The 21,237-nt window shown below is 74.5% G+C and carries 18 protein-coding genes; 11 read left to right on the forward strand and 7 right to left on the reverse strand.

Annotated elements, in window-relative coordinates:
- Positions 1-126: 126 nt before the first annotated feature.
- A complete protein-coding gene (locus tag O7609_RS06180; protein ID WP_269737035.1) occupies positions 127-1,089 on the reverse strand; it encodes a mechanosensitive ion channel family protein in 963 nt (320 codons plus the stop codon).
- Between the two features lie 208 nt (positions 1,090-1,297).
- Here O7609_RS06180 and O7609_RS06185 point away from each other — a divergent pair, with 208 nt between their 5' ends.
- From O7609_RS06185 to O7609_RS06220, 8 genes are all read left to right on the forward strand, one after another.
- Positions 1,298-1,837: an HNH endonuclease gene (locus tag O7609_RS06185; protein ID WP_269733870.1), complete on the forward strand. Its 540-nt coding sequence runs from the start codon at positions 1,298-1,300 to the stop codon at positions 1,835-1,837.
- Between the two features lie 172 nt (positions 1,838-2,009).
- Positions 2,010-3,458, forward strand: a complete 1,449-nt coding sequence (locus tag O7609_RS06190) for a hypothetical protein (protein ID WP_269733871.1) — start codon at positions 2,010-2,012, stop codon at positions 3,456-3,458.
- Positions 3,459-3,475: 17 nt separating this feature from the next.
- Complete coding sequence (locus O7609_RS06195) at positions 3,476-4,687, forward strand: glutamate ABC transporter substrate-binding protein (RefSeq protein ID WP_269743207.1); 1,212 nt, start codon at positions 3,476-3,478, stop codon at positions 4,685-4,687.
- Between the two features lie 85 nt (positions 4,688-4,772).
- Entirely contained in the window at positions 4,773-6,179 is a 1,407-nt protein-coding gene (locus O7609_RS06200) for a hypothetical protein (RefSeq protein ID WP_269733872.1), read from the forward strand.
- Positions 6,176-8,707 carry a serine/threonine-protein kinase gene (locus O7609_RS06205; protein WP_269743208.1) on the forward strand — a complete coding sequence of 844 codons (2,532 nt, stop codon included), beginning with the start codon at positions 6,176-6,178 and terminating at the stop codon, positions 8,705-8,707. The genes O7609_RS06200 and O7609_RS06205 overlap by 4 nt, the downstream gene beginning before the upstream one ends.
- 278 nt (positions 8,708-8,985) lie before the next feature.
- Positions 8,986-10,110 (forward strand): PP2C family protein-serine/threonine phosphatase, encoded by a 1,125-nt coding sequence (locus O7609_RS06210; RefSeq protein WP_332330038.1) that lies wholly within the window; start codon positions 8,986-8,988, stop codon positions 10,108-10,110.
- A 29-nt stretch (positions 10,111-10,139) separates the two neighbouring features.
- Positions 10,140-11,522, forward strand: coding sequence for a vWA domain-containing protein (locus O7609_RS06215; protein ID WP_269733875.1), 1,383 nt, complete (start codon positions 10,140-10,142; stop codon positions 11,520-11,522).
- A 25-nt stretch (positions 11,523-11,547) separates the two neighbouring features.
- Positions 11,548-12,597: an FHA domain-containing protein gene (locus O7609_RS06220; protein WP_269733876.1), complete on the forward strand. Its 1,050-nt coding sequence runs from the start codon at positions 11,548-11,550 to the stop codon at positions 12,595-12,597.
- On the opposite strand, the gene O7609_RS06225 is transcribed toward O7609_RS06220, so the two are convergent.
- The gene (locus tag O7609_RS06225; RefSeq protein WP_269733877.1) at positions 12,536-13,609 is read right to left on the reverse strand and encodes a methyltransferase domain-containing protein; all 1,074 of its coding nucleotides are present in this window, start codon (positions 13,607-13,609) and stop codon (positions 12,536-12,538) included. The genes O7609_RS06220 and O7609_RS06225 overlap by 62 nt on opposite strands.
- Before the next feature lie 78 nt (positions 13,610-13,687).
- Here O7609_RS06225 and O7609_RS06230 point away from each other — a divergent pair, with 78 nt between their 5' ends.
- The 3 genes from O7609_RS06230 to O7609_RS06240 all read left to right on the forward strand — a co-directional run bounded on the left by O7609_RS06230 (position 13,688) and on the right by O7609_RS06240 (position 16,098).
- Complete coding sequence (locus tag O7609_RS06230; RefSeq protein ID WP_269733878.1) at positions 13,688-14,419, forward strand: ABC transporter ATP-binding protein; 732 nt, start codon at positions 13,688-13,690, stop codon at positions 14,417-14,419.
- Entirely contained in the window at positions 14,416-15,609 is a 1,194-nt protein-coding gene (locus tag O7609_RS06235; protein WP_269733879.1) for an ABC transporter permease, read from the forward strand. The genes O7609_RS06230 and O7609_RS06235 overlap by 4 nt, the downstream gene beginning before the upstream one ends.
- An 87-nt stretch (positions 15,610-15,696) precedes the next feature.
- Positions 15,697-16,098 (forward strand): globin, encoded by a 402-nt coding sequence (locus O7609_RS06240; protein WP_269733880.1) that lies wholly within the window; start codon positions 15,697-15,699, stop codon positions 16,096-16,098.
- A gap of 84 nt (positions 16,099-16,182) precedes the next feature.
- Here O7609_RS06240 and O7609_RS06245 read toward each other — a convergent pair whose 3' ends face one another.
- The 5 genes from O7609_RS06245 to O7609_RS06265 all read right to left on the reverse strand — a co-directional run bounded on the left by O7609_RS06245 (position 16,183) and on the right by O7609_RS06265 (position 21,118).
- Positions 16,183-16,851: a hypothetical protein gene (locus tag O7609_RS06245; RefSeq protein WP_269743210.1), complete on the reverse strand. Its 669-nt coding sequence runs from the start codon at positions 16,849-16,851 to the stop codon at positions 16,183-16,185.
- Positions 16,811-17,248, reverse strand: a complete 438-nt coding sequence (locus tag O7609_RS06250; protein WP_443072069.1) for an acyl-CoA thioesterase — start codon at positions 17,246-17,248, stop codon at positions 16,811-16,813. Before O7609_RS06250 ends, O7609_RS06245 begins: the two co-directional genes overlap by 41 nt.
- A gap of 1 nt (position 17,249) precedes the next feature.
- A complete protein-coding gene (gene ettA / locus O7609_RS06255; RefSeq protein WP_269733883.1) occupies positions 17,250-18,914 on the reverse strand; it encodes an energy-dependent translational throttle protein EttA in 1,665 nt (554 codons plus the stop codon).
- Positions 18,915-19,054: 140 nt separating this feature from the next.
- On the reverse strand, positions 19,055-20,533 hold the full coding sequence (locus O7609_RS06260) for a TQXA domain-containing protein (protein WP_269733884.1): 1,479 nt from the start codon (positions 20,531-20,533) through the stop codon (positions 19,055-19,057).
- 177 nt (positions 20,534-20,710) lie between these two features.
- A complete protein-coding gene (locus O7609_RS06265) occupies positions 20,711-21,118 on the reverse strand; it encodes a single-stranded DNA-binding protein (protein WP_269733885.1) in 408 nt (135 codons plus the stop codon).
- Between the last annotated feature and the right edge of the window lie 119 nt (positions 21,119-21,237).

Here is a 21,237-nt window from a genome sequence, read left to right on the forward strand (position 1 = left end):
CCCCCGCGACGCCCTCGCCCGGCCCGGGAGCCCCTGCCCCGCGCCCGGCCGAGCCCTCGTCCGCGGACCGCCGTGTCCCGTCCGCGCGCCCCGCCGGGATCTCGTCCGCGCCCGGCCGGGCCGCCGTCAGACGCCGGTCTTGCGCAGGGACAGCCGTGACGCCGCCTCGGCCGCGGCCTGCTGGGCGAGCCCCTCGTCGTCGACGAGCGGGATGCCCTGCGCGTCGAGGGCCCGCTTGACCCGCCAGCGCAGCTCACGCGCGGCGGGCGCGGCCTCGCCGGGCATCGTCCGCACCGAGACCCGCACGGTCATCGACTCCATGCCCACCGCGTCCAGGCCGAGCACCTCGACCGGGCCCCACAGCTTCTCGTCCCACGGTTCGCTCCCGGCCATCGCCCGGCCGGCCCCGGTGATGGCCTCGCGGACGGTGTCCAGGTCCTCCTCGGCCCGGACCTGCACGTCCACGGTGGCGGTGGCCCAGCCCTGGCTGAGGTTGCCGACGCGCTTGATCTCGCCGTTGCGCACGTACCAGATCTCGCCGTCGTCCCCGCGCAGCTTGGTCACCCGCAGCCCGATCTCCAGCACCGTGCCCACGGCCTCCCCGGCGTCGACGCGGTCCCCGACCCCGTACTGGTCCTCCAGCAGGATGAACATGCCGGTCAGGACATCGGTGACGAGGTTGCGGGCGCCGAAGCCGATCGCCACGCCCGCCACGCCGGCGCTGGCCAGCAGCGGCCCGAGGTCGATGTCGAACACCGACAGCATCGTGAGCGCGGCCGTGCCGAGGATGAGGAACGAGGCGACGCTGCGCAGCACCGAGCCGACGGCCGCCGAGCGCTGCCGCCGCCGCTCCGCGTTGATGAGGAGGCTGCCGAGCCCGCCGCCGGCCGCTTCCCCCTCCTCCCGGGACCGGTTCATCCGGTCGACCAGCCGCGTGATGGTGCGCCGCACGACCGCCCGCAGGACGAGGGCGATGACCAGGATGAGGAGGATGCGCAGCCCGGCGCCCAGCCAGGCCTCCCAGTTGTTCTGGAGCCAGCCGGCCGCCTCGTCGGCGTGCCGTTCGGCTTCTCTGATCCGCTCGTCCATCGTCTCGGCCACGTCCCCCAGAGTATGCGGGCGCCCACCGCCCGGACACGGCCGATCGGCGGCGGGGCACCACCTCGGGAGGGGATGTGGTGGAGAACACGCGCGGTGCGTTACGCGATCGTGGTGGCGCCACGCCCCCCGCGCGGGACACACTGAGGGGAGATCGTCCCGGCACGAGCCACGTGCCGCAGACGTACAAGGAGGCACCGTGCCGCATGTCCTGGTCCTCAACGCGTCGTACGAGCCGCTCGGTGTCGTACCGCTCCGCCGCGCGCTCATCCTCGTCCTCAACGACAAGGCCGTCAGCCTGGAGGACTCCGGCGCCCTGATGCACAGCGCGACCCACGTCCTGCCGGCCCCCAGCGTGGTACGGCTGAAGCGGTTCGTGCGGATGCCCTACCGCGGCCCGGTGCCGCTGACCCGGCGGGCGCTCTTCGCCCGTGACGGAGGGCGCTGCGCCTACTGCGGGCAGACGGCGACGAGCGTCGACCACGTCATCCCGCGCAGCCGCGGCGGGCAGCACGTGTGGGACAACGTCGTCGCGGCCTGCCGGCGCTGCAACCACATCAAGGCCGACCGCCACATCGCCGAGCTGGGCTGGCGGCTGCGCCACCAGCCCGCCCCGCCCACGGGGCTGGCCTGGCGCATCATCGGCACCGGGCATAGGGACCCGCGCTGGCTGCCCTACCTGCGGCCGTACGGCGCGGACGACGCACTGGCCCGGATCGACGGCAGAACCCCCGTCTGAGCCGGGCCTTCGTCGTGTTCCGGGGCCCTCCCGGGCCCCGGGGCGTGCAACCGTGTCGTCACGATCCCCCGTCCGCACGAGTACCGGCCGTGCGGGAAGTGACCTTCACCCGTCATACTGCTCGCCGTGACGGGGGAGGCTTGATGTGTGACCGAGGGGGAGGTCCCGTACCGTGACGCAGCCGCCGAGCGCGCAGCCGGCTCTCGCACCGCCGACGGCTCCGCCGGCCGTGCCGCCCCAGGCGGGGCCGCCGTCCGGCGTCGCGGGGCCCTCCGCACCGGCACCCGGGCAGCCCACCGGCCCGGCCCGGCACACCGCGTGGACGGAGAACTGGCGGCGGCTGCGGGCCGCGGCCACGACGGAGCCGGGGCGGCTGCGGGTCATCGGGGCCGTCCTCGTCGTCCTGGTGCTGACGTTCGGCCTGCTGACCTCGCTTCAGGTCAGCACCCGCGCCTCGGCGGCCGACGCCGTCATCGGCAGCAGCCAGCCGCTCAGCGCCGACGCCGCCGAGATCCACCGGCTGCTGGCCGACGCCAACACCACCGCCGCGAGCGGCTTTCTGGCCGGCGGCGAGGAGCCCCGCGCGGTGGGCGAGCGGTACGACGACGACATCCGGCAGGCCGCCGAGCTGATCACCCGGGCGGCCGCCAGCGGCGAGGGGTCCAGGACGGCCCGGCAGCAGCTCAGCACCCTCAACCGCGAACTGCCCGTCTACACCGGTCTGGTGGAGGCCGCCCGGGCCAACAACCGGCAGGGGCTGCCGATCGGCGGCGCCTACCTGCGCTACGCCGACGAGCGGATGCGCACGACGCTGCTCCCGGCGGCCCGCACCCTCTACGAGACGGAGTCGGCCCGCTACCAGCGGGACCACGACGAGGCCACGTCCTGGCCGTGGCAGGCCCTGCTGCTCGGGGTGCTGGTGCTGGGCGCGCTCGGCTGGGCGCAGCGCCGCCACTACCTGCGCACGAACCGGGTCTTCAACCGGGGGCTGCTCGGCGCCACCGCCACGGTGCTCGTCGTCCTGGGGTGGCTGGCCGTCGGCCACGGCACCGCCTGGTCCAGGCTCGGCGACGCGGAGCGGGACGCCGGGCGCTCGCTCCAGTCGCTCAACGAGTCCCTGGTGGCCGCGCTGGAGGCGCGCGGGGACGAGAACATGACACTGGTGGCGCGCGGTGCGGGCGCCTCCTACGAGGAGACGTACCAGGAGAGCATGCTGCGGCTCGTCGGCGAGGGGGCGCAGCGGCCGGGCAGGGCGCTGTTGGAGAGGGCCGCCCTGCTCGCGGACGACGAGACGGGCCGCGCGGCCGTCGACGAGGCGATGGAGCAGGCCCGGGAGTGGAAGGAACGCCACGCCGAGGTAAGGGAGTTGGACAACTCCGGCGAGTACGCCGACGCGGTGGCCAAGGCCATCGGCACCGAGGAGAGCACGGGGCAGGCGTTCGACAAGGTGGACGCCGCGCTGCGCGAGGCGATCAGACACGAGCAGGGGCAGTTCACCGGCGCGGCCGAGTCCGGCCGTTCGGCCCTGACGGGGCTCGCGGTGGGCGCCGGGCTGCTGACGCTGCTGGGAGCGGCGGGTTCGGTGGCCGGTATCGGCCGCAGGCTGGCGGAGTACCGGTGAGCGGGGAGGACGGTGCGATGACGACGACCGGGCGTACGGACGACGCGGGAAGAGGTACGGCCCCCTCCGGCGCGCCCCCCTCCACGGGCAGCTGCGCCCCGGGCCCCTCCGGCGCGGGCCCGGCCCACGGGACGCACGGCGCCGGCCCGGCCCGCGGGTCGCACGGCGTCGGCCGCTCCCGGGCCGCCGTGGTGGCCCCGCGGCCCCGGTCCCGGCCCCGGCGGGCCCTGGTGGTGGGGCTCGCGGCTCTCGCCCCCGCCCTGGCAGCCCTCCTGGCGGCGGGGGTGCCGGGCGAGGCGGCCCGGACCGGCACGTCGGCGGGGAGCGCGGCGGCGGACGGCCGACGCTCGCACGAGGCGGCGGCCCGGCCACCGGCGGCCCCTGCCGCCCCGAACGCCCCCGCCGCGCCGGAGACCTGCGAGGACGGCACCCCGGCCGCGGCCAGCCTGCGCCCTTCGGACGCGGCGGGCGAAGCGGTCGAGCGCGTCCGGCAGCGCGGTCAGCTCATCGTCGGCGTCGACCAGAACAACTACCTGTGGGGCTACCGCAATCCGCAGACGGGCTCCATCGACGGCTTCGACATCGACCTCGTCCAGGCCATCGGGCGGGACCTCCTCGGCCCCGACGCGAAGATCGTCTACCGGACGATCCCCACCGACCAGCGCATCCCGGCGATCCGGAACCGGGAGGTGGACATGGTGGTGCGCACCATGACCATCAACTGCGAGCGCCGGAAGCAGGTCGCTTTCTCCACCGCCTACTTCGTCGCGGGGCAGCAGGTGCTGGCGCCGCGCGCCTCCGAGATCACCGGGCACGACTCCTCGCTGCGGAACCGGCGGACGTGTTCGGCCAAGGGCTCCACGGCCGCGGCGGCGATCCGCGAGCAGGGCTTCGGCGCCGAACAGGTGCTGGTTCCGAACCAGTTGGACTGCCTGGTGCGGCTCCAGCTCGGTGAGGTGGACGCGGTGGTGACCGACAGCGCGCTCGCCGCGGGGCTGGCCGCGCAGGACCCGACGGTCGAGCTCGTGGGCGAGCCGTTCACCACCGAGCCCTACGGCGTGGCGATGAACCTCGAGGACGAGGACCTGGTGCGCCGGGTCAACAAGGTGCTCGACGACTTCCGTTCCGGTGGCGCCGACAGCGCCTGGCGAACGTCGTACGACCGCTGGCTGGCGGACGTCATGCCCGACCGGAAGCCGCGTCCACCCGCCCCGCAGTACCGGGACTGAGGCCCGGTACGGCACCGGCGGGGCAGGCGGACAGGTGGCCGGACACCGGGAACGGGCAGGCCCGACGAGAGCAGCGAGGTGATCGATGGGGGCCACGGAATCCTCCGGACCGGTGCTGAGCCGGGACGAGGTGGACCGGGCGCTGGCCCGGCTCGGCGCGGAGCACGAGGCGATCGAGTCGTCCCTGCTCGCCCTCCAGGACCACGCGGGGCGCAGGCTGCTGGAGGGCGCCGACCTGACCGGCGCCACCAAGCACCGCTGGGCCGCCGCCGAGGCGACGATCGGCCTGCTGTGGAGCCAGTTCGAGCGGTACACCGAGGCACTGCGCACCGCCCGCGAGATCCGGGGCAGACGCCGCTGGCCGGGGCGGGACGACCTGATCGCGCTGTCCGAGCTGCTGCGCGGCGAGGGCGTGACGGTCTCCGGGGACGGCGGAGCGCGCGGCGGCCGGCTGGCCGAGCGGCTGAGCATGGCCGAGCTCGTGGACCGCATGAACGCCGGGTACGCCCGGGCGCTGGAGGTGGTGGTGGCCGCCGACGCGGTGTGGTCGGCGCTGCCCGCCCGCATCGACCTGCTCGCCGCCGAGCTGGGCCGCATCCGTTCGCTCGCGCACTCCGTCGGCGCCCGGGCCGGCGAGCATCCCGCCGGGGACGAGCTGGAGCGGATCACCGCCGAACTCACCGCGCTGCGCGGCGAGGTGATCTCCGATCCGCTGGCCTTCTGGCTGCCCGCCGGGGGCAGCAGCGCGCCCGGCGGGGGCCGTCCGGACACCGAGCGGTACGACCGTGCCGCCCGCTCGCTGGAGGACGTGCGCCGGGAGATCGAGGCCGTCCTCGCCGTGCGGCAGGACGCCGACCAGCGGCTGCTGCGGCTGCGCGACGTCCTCTCCCGGGCCGACCGCACCCTCGCCGAGGCCCGGACGGCCCGGGGCGAGGTGCTGGCCAAGATCGCCGCCTCCGAGGTGCCCGCGGTCAGCGGCCCGGCGACGGCCCTGCACGAGCAGCTCGCGACCGCTGCCGAGTACCGCAGGCACGCCCGGTGGCACCGGCTGTCGCCCCTGCTGGACAGCCTGGAGCAGCGGGCCGACGAGGAGCTGGAACGGGCCAGGGAGCAGCTCGCGGCGGTGACGGCCCCGCTGGCCGTCCGGGCGGAGCTGCGCGGGCGGCTGGACGGCTACCGGGCCAAGGTCGCCCGGCACGGGCTGGCGGAGGACCCACTGCTGACCGAACGTTACGACGGCGCCCGGCGGATGCTGTGGAGCGCTCCCTGCGACCTGCGGGCCGCGGAGCAGGCCGTCCTGCGCTACCAGCGGGCCGCCGTGGAAGGGCTCGCGCAGCGTCCGCCGAAGGACGCGGACCCGGCTGACGACGCCCGGAGCACCGGGGCCGGCCGGCCCACCGGGGACGGCCGGCCCACCGGGGACGGCGGTGCCACCGGGAACACCGGCGCGGGCGCCGGGACGAACGACGTGACGGGGAAGGGCGGTCGATGAGCGGGCAGCGGACGTGCCAGCAGCGGAACTGCGAGGGGACGTACGAGGACGTCGGCGGAGGCGAGCTGTACTGCGACACCTGCGGGCTGTCGCCCGTCGTCGCCCCCGCCGCCCAGCGGCCGGGATCGACGCCGTCGGCCCGCTCCGAGGCCCACTCGGGCTCCTCCGGGTCCGGGCGGCTCGGCGGCTCCGGGCGGTCGGAACGTTCCTCCGGGCCGTCGTCCGGGCGGGCCTCCGCACGCTCGCAGTCCTCCCGGCGCTCGGTGTCCGGCCGGCTCTCCCGCTCGGTGACGGGCTCGCTGCGGGCGCCGTCGCTGTCCGTGCGCAGCTCCCGGGGTTCCTCCTCGGGCGCGTCCTCGCGGCACCGGCTGGGCGCGGGCCTGGTGACGGTGCCGGAGGTGCCGAGGGCCGACCCGGCCTCGGCCGTGCTGGAGAGCGCCGAGGTGCCCGAGCGCAAGCGGTTCTGCGGCAACCCCGACTGCGGCAGCCCCGTCGGCCGCTCCCGCGCGGGCCGCCCCGGCCGCACCGAGGGCTTCTGCACGAAGTGCGGCCAGCCCTACTCCTTCGTGCCCAAGCTGAACCCGGGCGACGTCGTGCACGGCCAGTACGAGGTGGCGGGCTGCCTCGCCCATGGCGGCCTCGGCTGGATCTACCTGGCCGTGGACCGGGCCGTCTCGGACCGCTGGGTCGTGCTCAAGGGCCTGCTGGACACCGGGGACCAGGACGCCATGGTCGCCGCCATCTCCGAGCGGCGCTTCCTCGCCGAGATCGAGCACGCGGGCATCGTCCGCATCTACAACTTCGTCGAGCACCTCGACCAGCGCACCGGCAGCCTCGACGGCTACATCGTGATGGAGTACGTCGGCGGCAAGTCGCTCAAGCAGCTCGCGGAGGAGCGGCGCGGTCCCGACGGCCGCCGGGACCCCATGCCCGTGGACCAGGCCTGCGCGTTCGGCATCGAGGCGCTGGAGGCGATCGGCCACCTGCACGGCCGCAACCTGCTGTACTGCGACTTCAAGGTCGACAACGCCATCCAGCAGCACGACCAGCTCAAGCTCATCGACCTCGGCGCGGTGCGCCGGATGGACGACGACGAGAGCGCCGTGTACGGGACCGTGGGCTACCAGGCGCCGGAGGTCGCCGAGTTCGGCCCCTCGGTGGCCTCGGACCTCTACACCGTCGCCCGCACCCTGGCCGTGCTGACCTTCGACTTCCGCGGCTACACCAACATGTACGTCGACAGCCTGCCGGACCCGGAGACCGTCGACGTCTTCCGGGAGTACGAGTCCTACTACCGGTTCCTGGTGCGGGCCACCGACCCCGACCCGCAGCGCCGGTTCGGCTCGGCCGCCGAGATGGCCGAGCAGCTGACCGGGGTGCTGCGGGAGGTCGTCGCGCTGCGCAGCGGTCGGCCCTGCCCGGCGGTGTCCACCCTGTTCGGCCCGGAACTGCGGGTCGTGAGCACGGAGTTGCTCTCGGCGGACGACGAGGACGCCGACCTGCCCGGCGTGCGCGCCCGCCGGGGAGGACGCCGCCGCCCGGTGCCCGCGCCCCTCGCGCCGCCGAGCGGGCCGGTGGCCATCACGCCCCTGGACCCGAGAACCGCGGCGCTGGCCCTGCCCGTCCCCACCGTGGACCCGGCCGACCCCAACGCCGGGTTCCTCGCCGGACTCACCGGTGCCGCCCCCGCCGACCTCTACGCGGCCCTGCGCGCCGCCCCGGCCGACTCGGTGGAGCTGCGGCTGCGCGCCCTGCGCGCCCAGCTCGAACTGGGCCCCGCCACCGGAGCCACGCGGCCGGTGGGCCTCACGGACCTGGCCCACCTGGCCGAACGGCACCCCGACGACTGGCGGGTGGTCTGGTACCGGGGCGTGGCCGCCCTGGTCAACGAGGACCGGGAGACGGCGGCCGTCGCCTTCGACGCCGTCTACGACGCGTTCCCGGGCGAGCCCGCGCCCAAGCTCGCCCTGGCGGTGAGCGCCGAACTGCTCGGCCAGCTGGACAACGCCGAGGAGTTCTACCGGCTGGTGTGGTCCAGCGACCCGAACTACGTCAGCGCCGCGTTCGGGCTGGCCCGGGTGCGTCTGGCCGTCGGGGACCGGGCGGGTGCCGTCACGGCGCTGGAGTCCGTTCCGGAGTCCTCCATCCACCATGTCGCGGCCCGGGTGGCGGCGATCTCCGCACGGCTGCGCCAGCGCGCTCCCGGCGAGCCGCTGCTGCCCGACGTCCAGACCGCCGCGGGCGAGCTGGAACGGCTGGAGACGCTCGGGCTCGACGCGCCGCGCCGGGAGCGGCTGGCCACCGAGGTGCTGGGCCGGGCCCTGGAGTGGGTGCTCGCCGGACGCCCCGCCGCCCCCGGAGCACCCGCGCGGAATCCGGTACTCCTCGGCAGCGAACCGACCGAGACCGGGCTGCGTCTAGGACTGGAGGGCTCCTGCAGACGGCTGGCCCGGCTGGCGCAGAGCGGGAGTGAGAGAATCTCGTGGGTGGAACGGGCCAACCGGCTCCGCCCCAGGACGTGGGTGTGAGGATGCCGCAGCTCGACCAATGCTCCACGTGCCCCAGTTGTGCCGAGCCGCTGGAGGAGGACGACCGCTTCTGCGGGGGCTGCGGGGTGAACCTCTCCGCCCCGCCGCCGACGGCCGCCCCGGCCTCGTCAGCCCCACCGGTTCCCCCTCCCACCCCGGCCGCCCCGGATCGACCGGATCGGCCGGAGGGGTCACCGGCACCGGGCGCGCCGCCGACGGTGCCCCCGCCCGCTCCACCGGCCGGGCCGCCGCCCCGGCCGCCCGTGCGCTTCGACGGCGTGCCCGAACCCGGCCGGGCCCCGGCCCCGGCCGTTCCGACGCCCACGGTGCCGGACTTCACCCTGGCGCCGCCCGGTCCCGCCCCGCACGGCGGCGCCCCGGCCGCGGCCCCGGGACCCGCGGCGGCCCCGCCGCCCGCGTCCCAGGCGGCCTCCCCGCGCCCCGCGCCCGACCCGCGTACCGGGCCCGTGGCGGCCCCGGCCGCCACGGCGCCGCACAGCGCCCAGGCCCGCTGCGCCGGGTGCGGGACGGGCACCTTCGACGCCGATGGCTACTGCGAGCGGTGCGGACGCGCCCAGCCGCGCGAACGGGACCATCTGGAACAGGAGTTGCCCGGCGTGGCGGCCGCGAGCGACCGGGGGCTGCGGCACCACCGCAACGAGGACGCCTTCGCGATCTCCACGGCGGCGCTGCCCGGAACGCGTCCCGCGGTCGTCGCCATCGTCTGTGACGGCGTCTCGTCCTCCAGCCGCCCCGACGAGGCCTCCGCCGCCGCCGCCGACGCGGCGCGCGGGGCGGTGCTGGACGCGCTGCCGCGCGGCGTCCAGCCGCCGCACGCCATGCACGAGGCGCTGGGCGTGGCCGCGCGGGCGGTGGCCGCGCTCGCCGACTCCGGGCAGGACGGCGACCGCAACGCCCCGGCCTGCACGATCGTCGGCTCGGTCGTCGCCGAGGGCCTCCTGACCGTCGGCTGGATCGGCGACAGCCGCGCGTACTGGGTGCCCGAGGATCCGGCCGCCCCGCCCGCCCGGCTCACCGAGGACGACTCGTGGGCCGCGCAGATGGTGGCCGCGGGGCTGATGAGCAAGGCCGACGCCTTCGCCGATCCGCGGGCCCACGCCATCACCGGCTGGCTCGGCGCCGACGCCGAGGACTTCGAACCGCACACCGCGTCGTTCCGGCCGGAGACCCCGGGGGTCGTCGTGGTGTGCACGGACGGCCTGTGGAACTACGCCGAGTCGGCCTGGGAGATGGCCGAGGCCGTCCCGGCCGACGCCCGCGCCCGGCCGCTTCCGGCGGCCCGGCATCTGGTCAGTCACGCCATCAAGGGCGGCGGGCACGACAACGTAACAGTGGCGGTCATCCCGTTCCCGGCCACCGCGCCGGGGGCAGGATCGACCTGAATGTGCAACTCCGGGGGGAGAAGCGAGCCATGGCCAATTTCGCCAAGTCCAACGTGCCGCGGTTCTCGGTCGACGTCTACCAGAACCCCTACCTGCCCGCGGGCGCCCGGGAGGTGGACGCCATCGTCACCGTGACGGCGACGGGCGGCGGGACCAGCGGCGGGCTGCCGCTGCCGAGTTCGGCCACCGCCGCGGCTCCGGCCGACGTCGTCGGCGGCACGGCCGCGGCGCCCCCGACGGCCGCCGTCGTCCTGATGGTGGACTGCTCGGGCTCGATGGACTACCCGCCGGACAAGATGCGCCACGCCCGTGACGCGACGCGGGCCGCGATCGACGCCGTGCGCGACGGCGTGGGCTTCGCCGTGGTCGCGGGCACCCACGTGGCCAGGGAGGTCTACCCGGGCGACGGACGCCTGGCCGTCGCCGGCCACTCCACCCGGGCCGCCGCGAAGGCCGCGCTGCGGAAGCTGGACGCGGGCGGCGGTACGGCGATCGGCACCTGGCTTCGGCTGGCGGACGAGCTGCTGGCCTCCTCCGAGGCCGCCGTACGGCACGGCATCCTGCTCACCGACGGGCGCAACGAGCACGAGGAACCCGAGGCGCTGCGGGCCGCCCTGGACCACTGCGCCGGGCGGTTCACCTGTGACGCGCGCGGCGTCGGCACGGACTGGGAGGTCAAGGAGGTCACCGGCATCGCGACGGCGCTGCTGGGCACGGCGGACATCGTGGCCGACCCGTCCGGTCTGGCCGAGGACTTCACCGGCATGATGGCCGCCGCCATGGGCAAGGAGGTCGGCGACGTCAGCCTGCGGCTGTGGACGCCGCAGGGCGCCGGGACCGCCTTCGTGAAGCAGGTGGCCCCCACGGTGGTGGATCTCACCGACCGGCGGGCCGAGGCGGGGCCGCGGGCCGGGGACTTTCCCACGGGCTCCTGGGGCGACGAGTCGCGGGACTACCACGTGTGCGTCCGCGTGCAACCGGCCGCCGTCGGGCAGGAGATGCTCGCCGCCCGGGTCTCGCTGGTACGGCCCCGGCGCGGCCACGCCCCCGAGGTGCTCGGGCAGGGCCTGGTCAGGGCGCTGTGGACGGACGACGTGGCCGCCTCCACGGCGATCAACCCGCAGGTCGCCCACTACACCGGACAGGCCGAGCTGGCGCGGGCGATCCAGCAGGGTCTGGACGCGCGCAAGGCGGGTGACCAGCACCGGGCCACGGCGAAGCTCGGCCGCGCCGTGCAGCTCGCGGCCGTCTCCGGCAACGGGGAGACGGCCAAGCTCCTCGCGAAGGTGGTCGACGTCGTGGACGAGGCGGCGGGTACTGTTCGACTCAAGGCGAGGGTCGCCGAGGCGGACGAGATGACGCTGGAGACGCGCTCCACCAAGACGGTGCGGGTCAAGAAGTCCGCCGACTGACAGCGCACGGAGGGGGAAGCCCGACATGTCGACTTGTCCGAACGGCCACCAGTCGGTGGCCGACGACTGGTGTGAGGTGTGCGGACACCGGATGACGGCACCCGCCGCACCCCCGGCCCCCGGCCCCGTCCCGCCGCCCCCGGCGCACCCCGGCGGCCCCGCACCAGGCGGACACGGGTACGGCTACCCGGCTCCCCCGCCGCCGCCCCCGGCCGGCGCCCCCGGTTACCCCGGCGGGCCGCCCCCGGCCGGGCCCGGCATGCCCGGCCCGGGGATACCCGGGGCCGAGGGCCCCATGCCGCCGGGGCCGACGCAGCAGACCGAGCTGTGCCCGCAGTGCCGTACGCCGCGTGAGCCCGAGGCTCCCTTCTGCGAGGAGTGCCGCTACAACTTCCTCACGCAGTCCCCCACGTCCTACGCGCCCCCGGCCCCACCGCCCGGCTTCCTCCAGCAGGCGCCGCCGCCCGTCTACGAGCGCTCCCGGCCCTCGCAGATGAACCGGCCGGCCGAGCCGATCCCGCAGCAGGCGCACCCGCAGCAGCACCCCCATCACCAGCCGCACGCCGGGCCCCAACAGGACCAGGGCGACTGGAACCTGGCCCCGCCCTCCGCCTCCGCCGCACCGCAGCAGCCGGGCGGCTACGGCTACCCGGGCACCCCGGCACACGGCACCGGCTGGATGGTCACGGTCGGTCCCGACCGGGAGTACTTCGCCGCGATGATGCAGCGCAGCGGACCGGAGGGCGCCTCGCTCAACCTGCCGGCCTACTCGCCCGAGCAGCAGGTGCCGCTCACCGGGCAGCAGATCTCCATCGGGCGCAGACGGCAGTCCACCGGGGAGGCGCCGGACGTCGACCTGTCCCGCCCCCCGGAGGACCCGGGCGTCTCGCACCAGCACGCGCTGCTCGTCCAACAGCCGGACGGCGGCTGGGCCGTCGTCGACCAGGACTCCACCAACGGAACGACGATCAACGGCGCCGAGGAACCGATCCAGCCGTTCGTCCCGGTGCCCCTCAGGGAGGGGGACCGGGTGCACGTCGGCGCCTGGACGACCCTGACGGTCCGTCGGGGCTGAGCCCGGAACCGTCCCGCAGGCCCTCGCCCTCGGCGGGCCCGGTGGGGCGCGGCAACGGCCAGCGATCCGGGCCCCGGGGCTCGTCGAGCCACGCCCAGGCGCCGTGGACGTCGGCGGTCACCCCGAAACGCGGCCGCTCCGGGTGACCGGCGCGCTCCCAGACCGCGTAGGTTTCCCGGCCGCTGAGCGCCGACGCGGTCAGGCCGCGCAGGAACTGGAACGCGTCGGAGCCCGCCGCCGTGGCCGGCACCCCGCCGTCGTCCCGCTCGCGCCGCTCCGTCGCGGCCGGCTTCCCCGGTGCCGCGGCCGCCGCACCGCGCAGGGGCACGAAGAAGGCCGGGGTGTCCAGGAACCGGCCCTGGGCCCGCGGCCCTTCCTCCCCCCGCTCGACGTGCAGCAGCACGAGCCCGGTGGAGAGCGGAGTGAGGACGCGCGCGCCGGACGCGCACTGCTCCAACCAGGCCCGGGGGACGGTGTCCAGGGCGCAGGTCGCGATGATCCGGTCGTAGGGGGCGCGCTCCGGCCACCCGCGGACACCGTCCGCCGTGACCACCGTGACGGGGAAGCCCGAGCGCCGGAGACGGGTGCGGGCGGCGCCCGTGATCTCCGGGTCGAGGTCGAGCGTCGTCACCCGGTGCGCGCCGAGCCGGTGCGCGAGCAGGGCGGCGTTCCAGCCGGTGCCGGTACCGATCTCCAGCACCGCCATGCCGTCGCGGACCGCCAGCTCGTCCAGCATCCGCGCCATCAGCGAGGGCTGACTGCTGGACGAGACCAGCTCGCCGTGCCGGAGCCGCGTGGCCAGCGGCACGTCCTCGTAGAGCCCGTCCCGCCAGCGCCGCCGGGCCGCCGGGTCCTCCGCGTCCCCCGAGCGCCGCTCGTACCCGCCGAAGCCCGGCAGGAAGTACTCCGGCACGAACAGCTCCCTCGGCACCTCCGCGAACGCGTCACGCCAGGCGCGGTCCGGCAGCGCCCCCTCGGCCTCCAGCAGCCACAGCAGTTCGTCCCTGCCCATGTCTCCACTCTCCTGCCCCCGGCCCGGGGGCGCGAGGGGGCCGGACTCCGTTCGAACGCGTGAGATAGCGTCCCCCGCATGACCACTGACGCGGCGATAACGGTCGAAGGGCTGCGCAAGCGGTACGGGGAGGTTCAGGCGGTCGACGGAGTCTCGTTCACCGTCGGGCGTGGCGAGTTCTACGGCATTCTCGGACCGAACGGCGCGGGGAAGACGACCACGTTGGAGATCGTTGAGGGGCTGCGCCGCCCCGACGAGGGCAGCGCGCGGCTGCTGGGCGAGCCGTCCTGGCCCCGGAACAAGCGACTGCTCCCCCGGATCGGCGTGCAGCTCCAGGCCTCCGCCTTCTTCGAACGGCTCACGGCCCGCGAGCAGATCCACACGTTCGGCGACCTCTACGGCGTCCCGCGGAAGCGCGCGGACGCCATGCTGGAACGGGTCGGGCTCGCGGAGAAGGCCGACGTACGGCAGGACAAGCTCTCCGGCGGGCAGGAACAGCGGCTGTCGATCGCCTGCGCCCTGGTGCACGACCCGGAGCTGGTCTTCCTCGACGAACCCACCACCGGACTCGACCCACAGGCCCGGCGCAACCTGTGGGACCTGCTCCGCGACATCCAGGCCGAGGGACGCACGGTGGTGCTCACCACGCACTACATGGACGAGGCCGAGACCCTCTGCGACCGGGTCGCCGTCATGGACAGCGGCCGCGTCCTGCGGGTCGGCCCGCCCGCCGAGCTGATCGGGGAGCTCGGCGCGGCCTCGCTGGAGGACGTCTTCCTCCAGCTCACCGGACGGGAGTACCGCGAATGACCGCGCAGCGCACCCCCGACGGCACGGAACGTACCGACGGCACCGACGGCACCGGCAGAACGGGCGGCGCCGGCGACTCCGGCGGCGCGCCCGCCCGGTCCTGGGCGGACCGCACCCGCTCCTTCCGCAGCCTGTCCCGGGCGATGGCGCTCGGCCTGCTGCGCGACCGGGCCGCCGTCTTCTTCCTGCTCGTCTTCCCGCTGATGTTCCTGGTGCTCTTCGGCACCCTGCTCAAGGACGCAGGCACCTCGGAGTCCCAGATCGTGCAGGTCGGCGACGTGGCCGTGCTGGACGACATGCCCGAGAAGCAGCGCGCGCAGCTCCGGGGCGTGCTGGAGGTGGAGAAGACCGACGGCTCCGAGGAGGCCTTGGACGAGGCACTGGAGGACGTCCGGCACGGAGACGTCGACGCGGCGGTCTTCGAGCGGGACGGCGAGGTCGAGCTGCGCTTCTCGGCCGCCGACCAGGTGCGGGCCGGAACCGTCCACTCCGTCCTCGACTCCGTCGTGCAGCAGGCCAACCAGGCCGCGACGGGCCAGCCGCCCGCCTTCCGGCTCACGGCACAGCGGGTGGAGGACGAGTCGGTCAAGCCGATCCAGTTCCTCACGCCCGGCCTGCTGGGCTGGGCCGTGGCGATGGGCTCCGTCTTCGGGCCGGCGCTCAACCTGGTGACGTGGCGCAAGAAGCGCATCCTGCGCCGCCTGTGGCTCTCCCCGGTCGGCGTCACGTCGGTCATCGGGGCCCGGGTCGGCATCAGCCTCGCGCTCGCCCTCAGCCAGTTCGCGATCTTCGTGGGGATAGCGACCCTGCCGTACTTCGGGCTGCGGCTCACGGGCGAGTGGTGGCTGTCCGTTCCGCTCGTGCTCACCGGCTCGCTGGCGTTCATGTCCATCGGCCTGCTGGTGGGTTCCTGGGCGAAGACGGAGGAGGCCGCCAACGGCCTGGCCCAGGTGATCGTGCTGCCGATGGCGTTCCTCTCCGGCGCCTTCTTCCCCCTGGACACGGCACCGGCCTGGGTGCGGACGGTCGCGGAGTTCCTGCCGTTGAAGCACCTGGCCGACGCGATGCAGGGCGTGCTGTCCCGGGGCGAGGGCTGGGCCACGGCGCTGCCGGTCATGGCCGGGCTGCTGCTGTTCGGCGCCGTCGTCACCCTGCTCGCCTGGCGGCTCTTCCGCTGGGACGACGCGTAGGGCGCGCGGTCCCGTCACCACGGGAGCGGTCCCGTCACCACGGGGGCGGGACCGCTTCCCCGCGCATCTGCGACCATGGGGTGCGTGATGGAGATTCCGCGAGGCACCTTGCAGACGCAGACGTTCTTCGAGCAGGTCGGCGGCGAGGAGACGTTCCGCCGGCTGGCGAAGCGCTTCTACGAAGGCGTCGCCGAGGACGAACTGCTCCGTCCCATGTACCCGGAGGAGGACCTCGGCCCGGCGGAGGAACGGCTCGCGCTCTTCCTCATGCAGTACTGGGGCGGCCCCCGCACCTACAGCGAGCACCGCGGCCACCCGAGGCTGCGGATGCGGCACGCCCCCTTCCGCGTCGACCGCGCCGCGCACGACGCCTGGCTGCGGCACATGCGGGACGCCGTCGACAGCCTGGACCTGCCCGCAGAGCTGGAGAAGCAGCTCTGGAACTACCTGGTCTACGCCGCCAACTCCATGATCAACACTCAGGGCTGACCGCCCCGGCGGCCCCGGCACCGTCCGTCGCGCGGGCGGCCACGCCCCCGAGTGAAGAGCGCGGAGGCCACGCGCCCGCGCGGCTCACGCGGGCGTGACGGAGAGCCCTGGGGGACGGACGGACCGCACCACGACCGAGCCGAGCGGCGTGGCCAGCCGCAGCCAGGGCCCGGCGGAGGACAGCCCGAGCGGCTCCGAGCCGCCGAGGAAACCCAGTGCGTAGGCCGCGTGCGCGGCGCGCAGCGGCAGCCCGGTGCGGCCGAGCGGCCGGGACCAGATCTCGTCCGCCAGCGCGTCGAGCTGTTCGCGGGTGCGCTCCGCCGGTGCCAGGACCTCGGCCCTGCGACGGAACTCGGCCACCGCGGCGGCGGCCACCGAGCGGACGGCGTCGGGCGGCAATCCGCCCAGCCGCTGCCAGCCCCCGCGCGGGGGCAGCACCCCGGCCCAGGGCGGGCCGGTGACGGGTGCGGGCACGGGCAGTGTGCCGGCCCGCTCGTCAAGCCGCTCCAGCAGCTCTCCGGCCGCCACCGTGGTGTCCAGCCTGAGCTCCGGGTCGTCGAGCCGGGCCGTGCGGACGGCCAGGACGTCGAAGCGCGCGGGGCGGGCGAAGAGCGCGAGAGCGCCGCCGCCCGCCTGGAGGCGGACGGCCGCCGTCTTCTCCCAGCGCACCAGGCGCTGGAGGAAGGCGGCGACTCCGGCCGCCTCGGCCGCGTCAGCGAGCCTGGGGATCGGCCGGGACATGGCTGCTGTCATCGAGGTAGGGCTCCAGGAAGGACCGCTCGGCCTCGCTCAGCCGGCGCGGGCGCCCTTCCTTCAGGTCGTACGCGACGACGACGGTGCTGGCCCGTGCGTAGACCGCCGTCGCGTCCTTGATCTCGTAGCCGACCGTGACCGAGGCACGGCTGATCTTCGTCACCCACGTCTCGATGTCCACCGGTTCGGGCCGGTGCACGAGGGGACGCAGGTAGTCGATCTCGTGCCGGGCCACCACGGCACCGCTCGTGAAGGCCTCGGTGTCGGCCTCCCGCGCCAGCCGGAACAGGAAGTCGATCCGGGCCTCTTCCAGATACCGCAGGAAGACCACGTTGTTGACGTGCCCGAACGAGTCCATGTCCGACCAGCGCAGGGGACAGGCGAAGTGGTGGCGCACGTCAGCCCCGCGTCAGCTTCTTGTACGTCGCGCGGTGCGGACGGGCCGCCTCCGGGCCGAGCCGCTCGATCTTGTTCTTCTCGTACGACTCGAAGTTGCCCTCGAACCAGAACCACCTGCTCTCGCCCTCGTAGGCGAGGATGTGGGTCGCGATGCGGTCGAGGAACCAGCGGTCGTGGGAGACGACCACGGCGCAGCCGGGGAAGTCCAGCAGCGCGTTCTCCAGCGAGGAGAGCGTCTCCACGTCGAGGTCGTTGGTCGGCTCGTCCAGGAGGAGCAGGTTGCCGCCCTGCTTGAGGGTGAGCGCGAGGTTCAGCCGGTTGCGCTCACCGCCGGAGAGGACGCCCGCGGGCTTCTGCTGGTCCGGGCCCTTGAAGCCGAAGGCGCTCACATAGGCCCGCGAGGGCATCTCGACCTGTCCGACGTTGATGTAGTCCAGCTCGTCGGAGACGACGGCCCACAGCGTCTTCTTGGGGTCGATGTTGGCCCGCGACTGGTCGACGTAGGAGATCTTGACCGTCTCGCCGACCTTGATGTTGCCGCCGTCCGGCTCCTCCAGGCCCTGGATCATCTTGAACAGCGTCGTCTTGCCGGCGCCGTTGGGGCCGATGACGCCGACGATGCCGTTGCGCGGCAGGGTGAAGGACAGGTCGTCGATGAGCACCTTCTCGCCGAAGGCCTTGGAGAGGTTCTCCACCTCGACGACGACGTTGCCCAGGCGCGGGCCCGGCGGGATCTGGATCTCCTCGAAGTCCAGCTTCCGGGTCTTCTCCGCCTCGGCGGCCATCTCCTCGTAACGGGCCAGCCGGGCCTTCGACTTGGCCTGACGCCCCTTGGCGTTGGAGCGGACCCAGTCCAGCTCCTCCTTGAGGCGCTTGGCCCGCTTGGCGTCCTTCTGCCCCTCGACCTTCAGGCGCGACTGCTTCGTCTCCAGGTACTTGGAGTAGTTGCCCTCGTAGGGGTAGGCCCGGCCGCGGTCGAGCTCGAGGATCCACTCGGCCACGTTGTCGAGGAAGTACCGGTCGTGGGTGATGGCGACGACGGTGCCCGCGTACTTGGCGAGGTGCTGCTCCAGCCACTGCACCGACTCGGCGTCGAGGTGGTTGGTGGGCTCGTCGAGCAGCAGCAGGTCGGGCGCCTCCAGCAGCAGCTTGCACAGGGCCACGCGCCGCTTCTCGCCACCGGAGAGGTTGGTGACGGGCCAGTCCCCCGGCGGGCAGCCGAGCGCGTCCATGGCCTGCTCGAGCTGGGCGTCCAGGTCCCAGGCGTTCGCGTGGTCGAGCTGCTCCTGGAGCTTGCCCATCTCCTCCATCAGCTCGTCGGTGTACTCGGTCGCCATCTGCTCGGCGATCTCGTTGAACCGGTCGAGCTTGCCCTTGGTGTCCGCCACACCGTCCTGGACGTTCTCCAGCACCGTCTTGGACTCGTCGAGCGGCGGCTCCTGGAGGAGGATGCCCACGCTGTAGCCCGGGGACAGGAACGCGTCGCCGTTGGAGGGCTGCTCGAGACCCGCCATGATCTTCAGCACGGTGGACTTGCCGGCGCCGTTGGGGCCCACGACACCGATCTTCGCGCCCGGCAGGAAGCTCAGGGTGACATCGTCGAGGATCACCTTGTCGCCGTGCGCCTTGCGCGCCTTGCGCATGGTGTAGATGAACTCAGCCAAGAGAAACCGTCCGGCAGTCTGGTAGGTGTGAAGATGCGGGGCCCCACAGGGGGTGTTATCCATCCTGCCGTACGGGACGCCTCGGGCGGAAACCGGCCGCCGGCCGTCCACCCGAGGGTGAGTGCTCCGCTACGTCGTGTCTATTTCTCGTCGCGCTCCGCTTCGGCGCCGTCCCCGGCGTCCGGGGCCGCGGCGGACCCGGCTCCCGGCTGCGGCTTGCGGCGGACCATGAGCACGGCCAGCCCGCCCAGAGCCAGCAGCCCGGCGGCCAGACCGACCAGCAGCGGCACGTTGGTACCACTGCCCGTCTCCGCCAGGTTGACCTCACCGTCGCTCCCGCCGACGGTGACGGGCTCGCTGTGGACCGTGAGCCCCGCGTCCTGCGGCTGCGCGGCGATCGTCTCGCAGTCCAGCACGCCGGTGAAGGTCCGCTCGAAGCCGCCCGGGCCGGTGACGGTGATGTCGTAGCGCTGGTCCTCGGCGACCGGCACCGTCGCCGTGTCCGTGGCCCCGCCGGGTATCTCCAGCTCCTGCTCGCCGAGCGCGAAGGCGAACGGCGCGTCGCCCCGGTTGACGACGGTGACGGCCACCGCGCCCCGGGCGCAGTCGCGCCGGGCGGAGACGGCGGGTGCCGCCCCCTCGGCCGCCCAGCTCGTGACGGCGGTCGCGGTGACCGCGGCGTCGCTCGACCCGGCCACGACGAGCGACTGACTCGCCGCGTGGGCTCCGGTGCCGACGAACGTCCGGCCGACCGGCACCGGCGTCGTCGCCTGGACCGTGAAGGCGCCGCCGCCGTCCTCCGCGTCATCGGGCACGTCGAACCACAGCCGCGTGCCGTCGCGGCCGGCTGTGACCGTCTTCCCCCGGGCGTCGACGACGCGGACGCCGTGCCGGGCCGCCTCGGGCCCGGGCGCGACGCTGACGGCCTGGGCCGTGGTGCGTATCGTCACCGGGCCCAGCAGCTCCCCGGGCCGCCCGGAGACGACGGGCGACTCCAGCCGCACGGCGGGCGCCGGTTCCTCCAGCTCGCGGGCCCGGCGCTCCAGGTGGTCGGCCAGCCGCTCCGCGTCCGGATGGACGGCGGTGACGTCGGGCCGCTCTCCCGACTCCGTGCGCTCCGAATACCGCCAGATGGCCACCTGGGTGCCGGCTGCCGCGGTCTCCGGGGTGAGCTGCCGGGCGCCCGCCTCCTCGGCCAGCTCGGCCAGGTTGTCGACCTGGGGGTAGGAGTGGCGCAGGATCCACCGGATCTTCCCGGCGTCCGGGTTGCCCTGCAGGGAGGAGGAGCGCCAGGGCACCTCCGCGTACCGCGCGTCCTGCTGGGTGGAGCTGTACATGTCGATGCCGTACGCCAGCAGACTGCCGCCCCCGGTCACCGACATCTCGAAGAGCCCCGCCCCCGTCTCGATCACCGCGCCGTCGTGCCGGATCACCGCGCGGTCGTGCACGTTCAGTCCGTCCAGCGTGGCATGGGCGCCTCCGTGCTGCGGTTCCCCGGCCCCGGCGTCCCCCGCCGCCGCCGTACCCGCCCCCACCGCTGTTCCCGCTGCCGCGAGCAGCCCCGTGAGCAGCCCCGCCACCGCGCGACGGGCGGCAGCCCGTCCGCGTATCGCTCTCATTGCTGTCCCCTCGTCAACCCCGTGGTCTGCGGAATCGTAGGGATCAAGCGCAACACGATTCCCGATTTTCACATTTGCTACGCGCACCGCAGCGCAATCGTTATCGCGGAAAGCCGCGAACGCGGACACTTCGCCGGCCGCCCCCGGCGGAGGCTTCCCCTCCGCCTCGACGCCCCGTCAGCCCGTCGGCACCGGGTCCGGCCGCGCCTCGCCGAACTCGGCACGCGGGGACGCCGCCCGCACCCAGGCCGAGGTACCGCGCGTCAGATCGTGGCCGACGGCGACGGCGTCGATCGTGGCGACCGTCCACCGCTGCCCCTCGCGCTCGCTGTCCTGAACCCTCAACCTGCCGTGGACGACGAGGGGTTCACCGATGCTCACCGACGCCGTCAGGTTGTGGGCGAGCGCACGCCACGCCCAGACGGTGTAGAAGCTCGTCGCCCCGTCTGCCCAGAGGTTCCGCTCGCGGTCGTACCGCCGGACCGTCGAGGCCAGCCGGAAACGCACCGCCGGACACCGGCCGTTGTCCCGGAAATCCGGCTTCGTCGCGACGTTCCCCACCACCGTCACCATCGTCTCGTTCATGCCGACGCGCCTCCCCGTCCACTTCTCGCCGGGCCGCCCGCGGGACCGGTCGCAGACCATGCTGGCGCGAACGGCAAATCCGTGCCGGAGCCTGTGGACTACTGGCCGGTTGTGGACAA

Origin of the sequence: Streptomyces sp. WMMC1477, from assembly GCF_027460245.1 — a bacterium.
In the GTDB taxonomy this organism is placed as follows: Bacteria; Actinomycetota; Actinomycetes; order Streptomycetales; family Streptomycetaceae; genus Streptomyces.

Coding starts and splice junctions, on each gene's coding strand:
- O7609_RS06180 (WP_269737035.1), bottom strand. CDS start 1,089: ATGGACGAGCGGATCAGAGAAGCCGAACGGCACGCCGACGAGGCGGCC.
- O7609_RS06195 (WP_269743207.1), top strand. CDS start 3,476: ATGACGACGACCGGGCGTACGGACGACGCGGGAAGAGGTACGGCCCCC.
- O7609_RS06200 (WP_269733872.1), top strand. CDS start 4,773: ATGGGGGCCACGGAATCCTCCGGACCGGTGCTGAGCCGGGACGAGGTG.
- O7609_RS06205 (WP_269743208.1), top strand. CDS start 6,176: ATGAGCGGGCAGCGGACGTGCCAGCAGCGGAACTGCGAGGGGACGTAC.
- O7609_RS06215 (WP_269733875.1), top strand. CDS start 10,140: ATGGCCAATTTCGCCAAGTCCAACGTGCCGCGGTTCTCGGTCGACGTC.
- O7609_RS06220 (WP_269733876.1), top strand. CDS start 11,548: ATGTCGACTTGTCCGAACGGCCACCAGTCGGTGGCCGACGACTGGTGT.
- O7609_RS06225 (WP_269733877.1), bottom strand. CDS start 13,609: ATGGGCAGGGACGAACTGCTGTGGCTGCTGGAGGCCGAGGGGGCGCTG.
- O7609_RS06230 (WP_269733878.1), top strand. CDS start 13,688: ATGACCACTGACGCGGCGATAACGGTCGAAGGGCTGCGCAAGCGGTAC.
- O7609_RS06235 (WP_269733879.1), top strand. CDS start 14,416: ATGACCGCGCAGCGCACCCCCGACGGCACGGAACGTACCGACGGCACC.
- O7609_RS06240 (WP_269733880.1), top strand. CDS start 15,697: ATGGAGATTCCGCGAGGCACCTTGCAGACGCAGACGTTCTTCGAGCAG.
- O7609_RS06245 (WP_269743210.1), bottom strand. CDS start 16,851: ATGACAGCAGCCATGTCCCGGCCGATCCCCAGGCTCGCTGACGCGGCC.
- O7609_RS06260 (WP_269733884.1), bottom strand. CDS start 20,533: ATGAGAGCGATACGCGGACGGGCTGCCGCCCGTCGCGCGGTGGCGGGG.
- O7609_RS06265 (WP_269733885.1), bottom strand. CDS start 21,118: ATGAACGAGACGATGGTGACGGTGGTGGGGAACGTCGCGACGAAGCCG.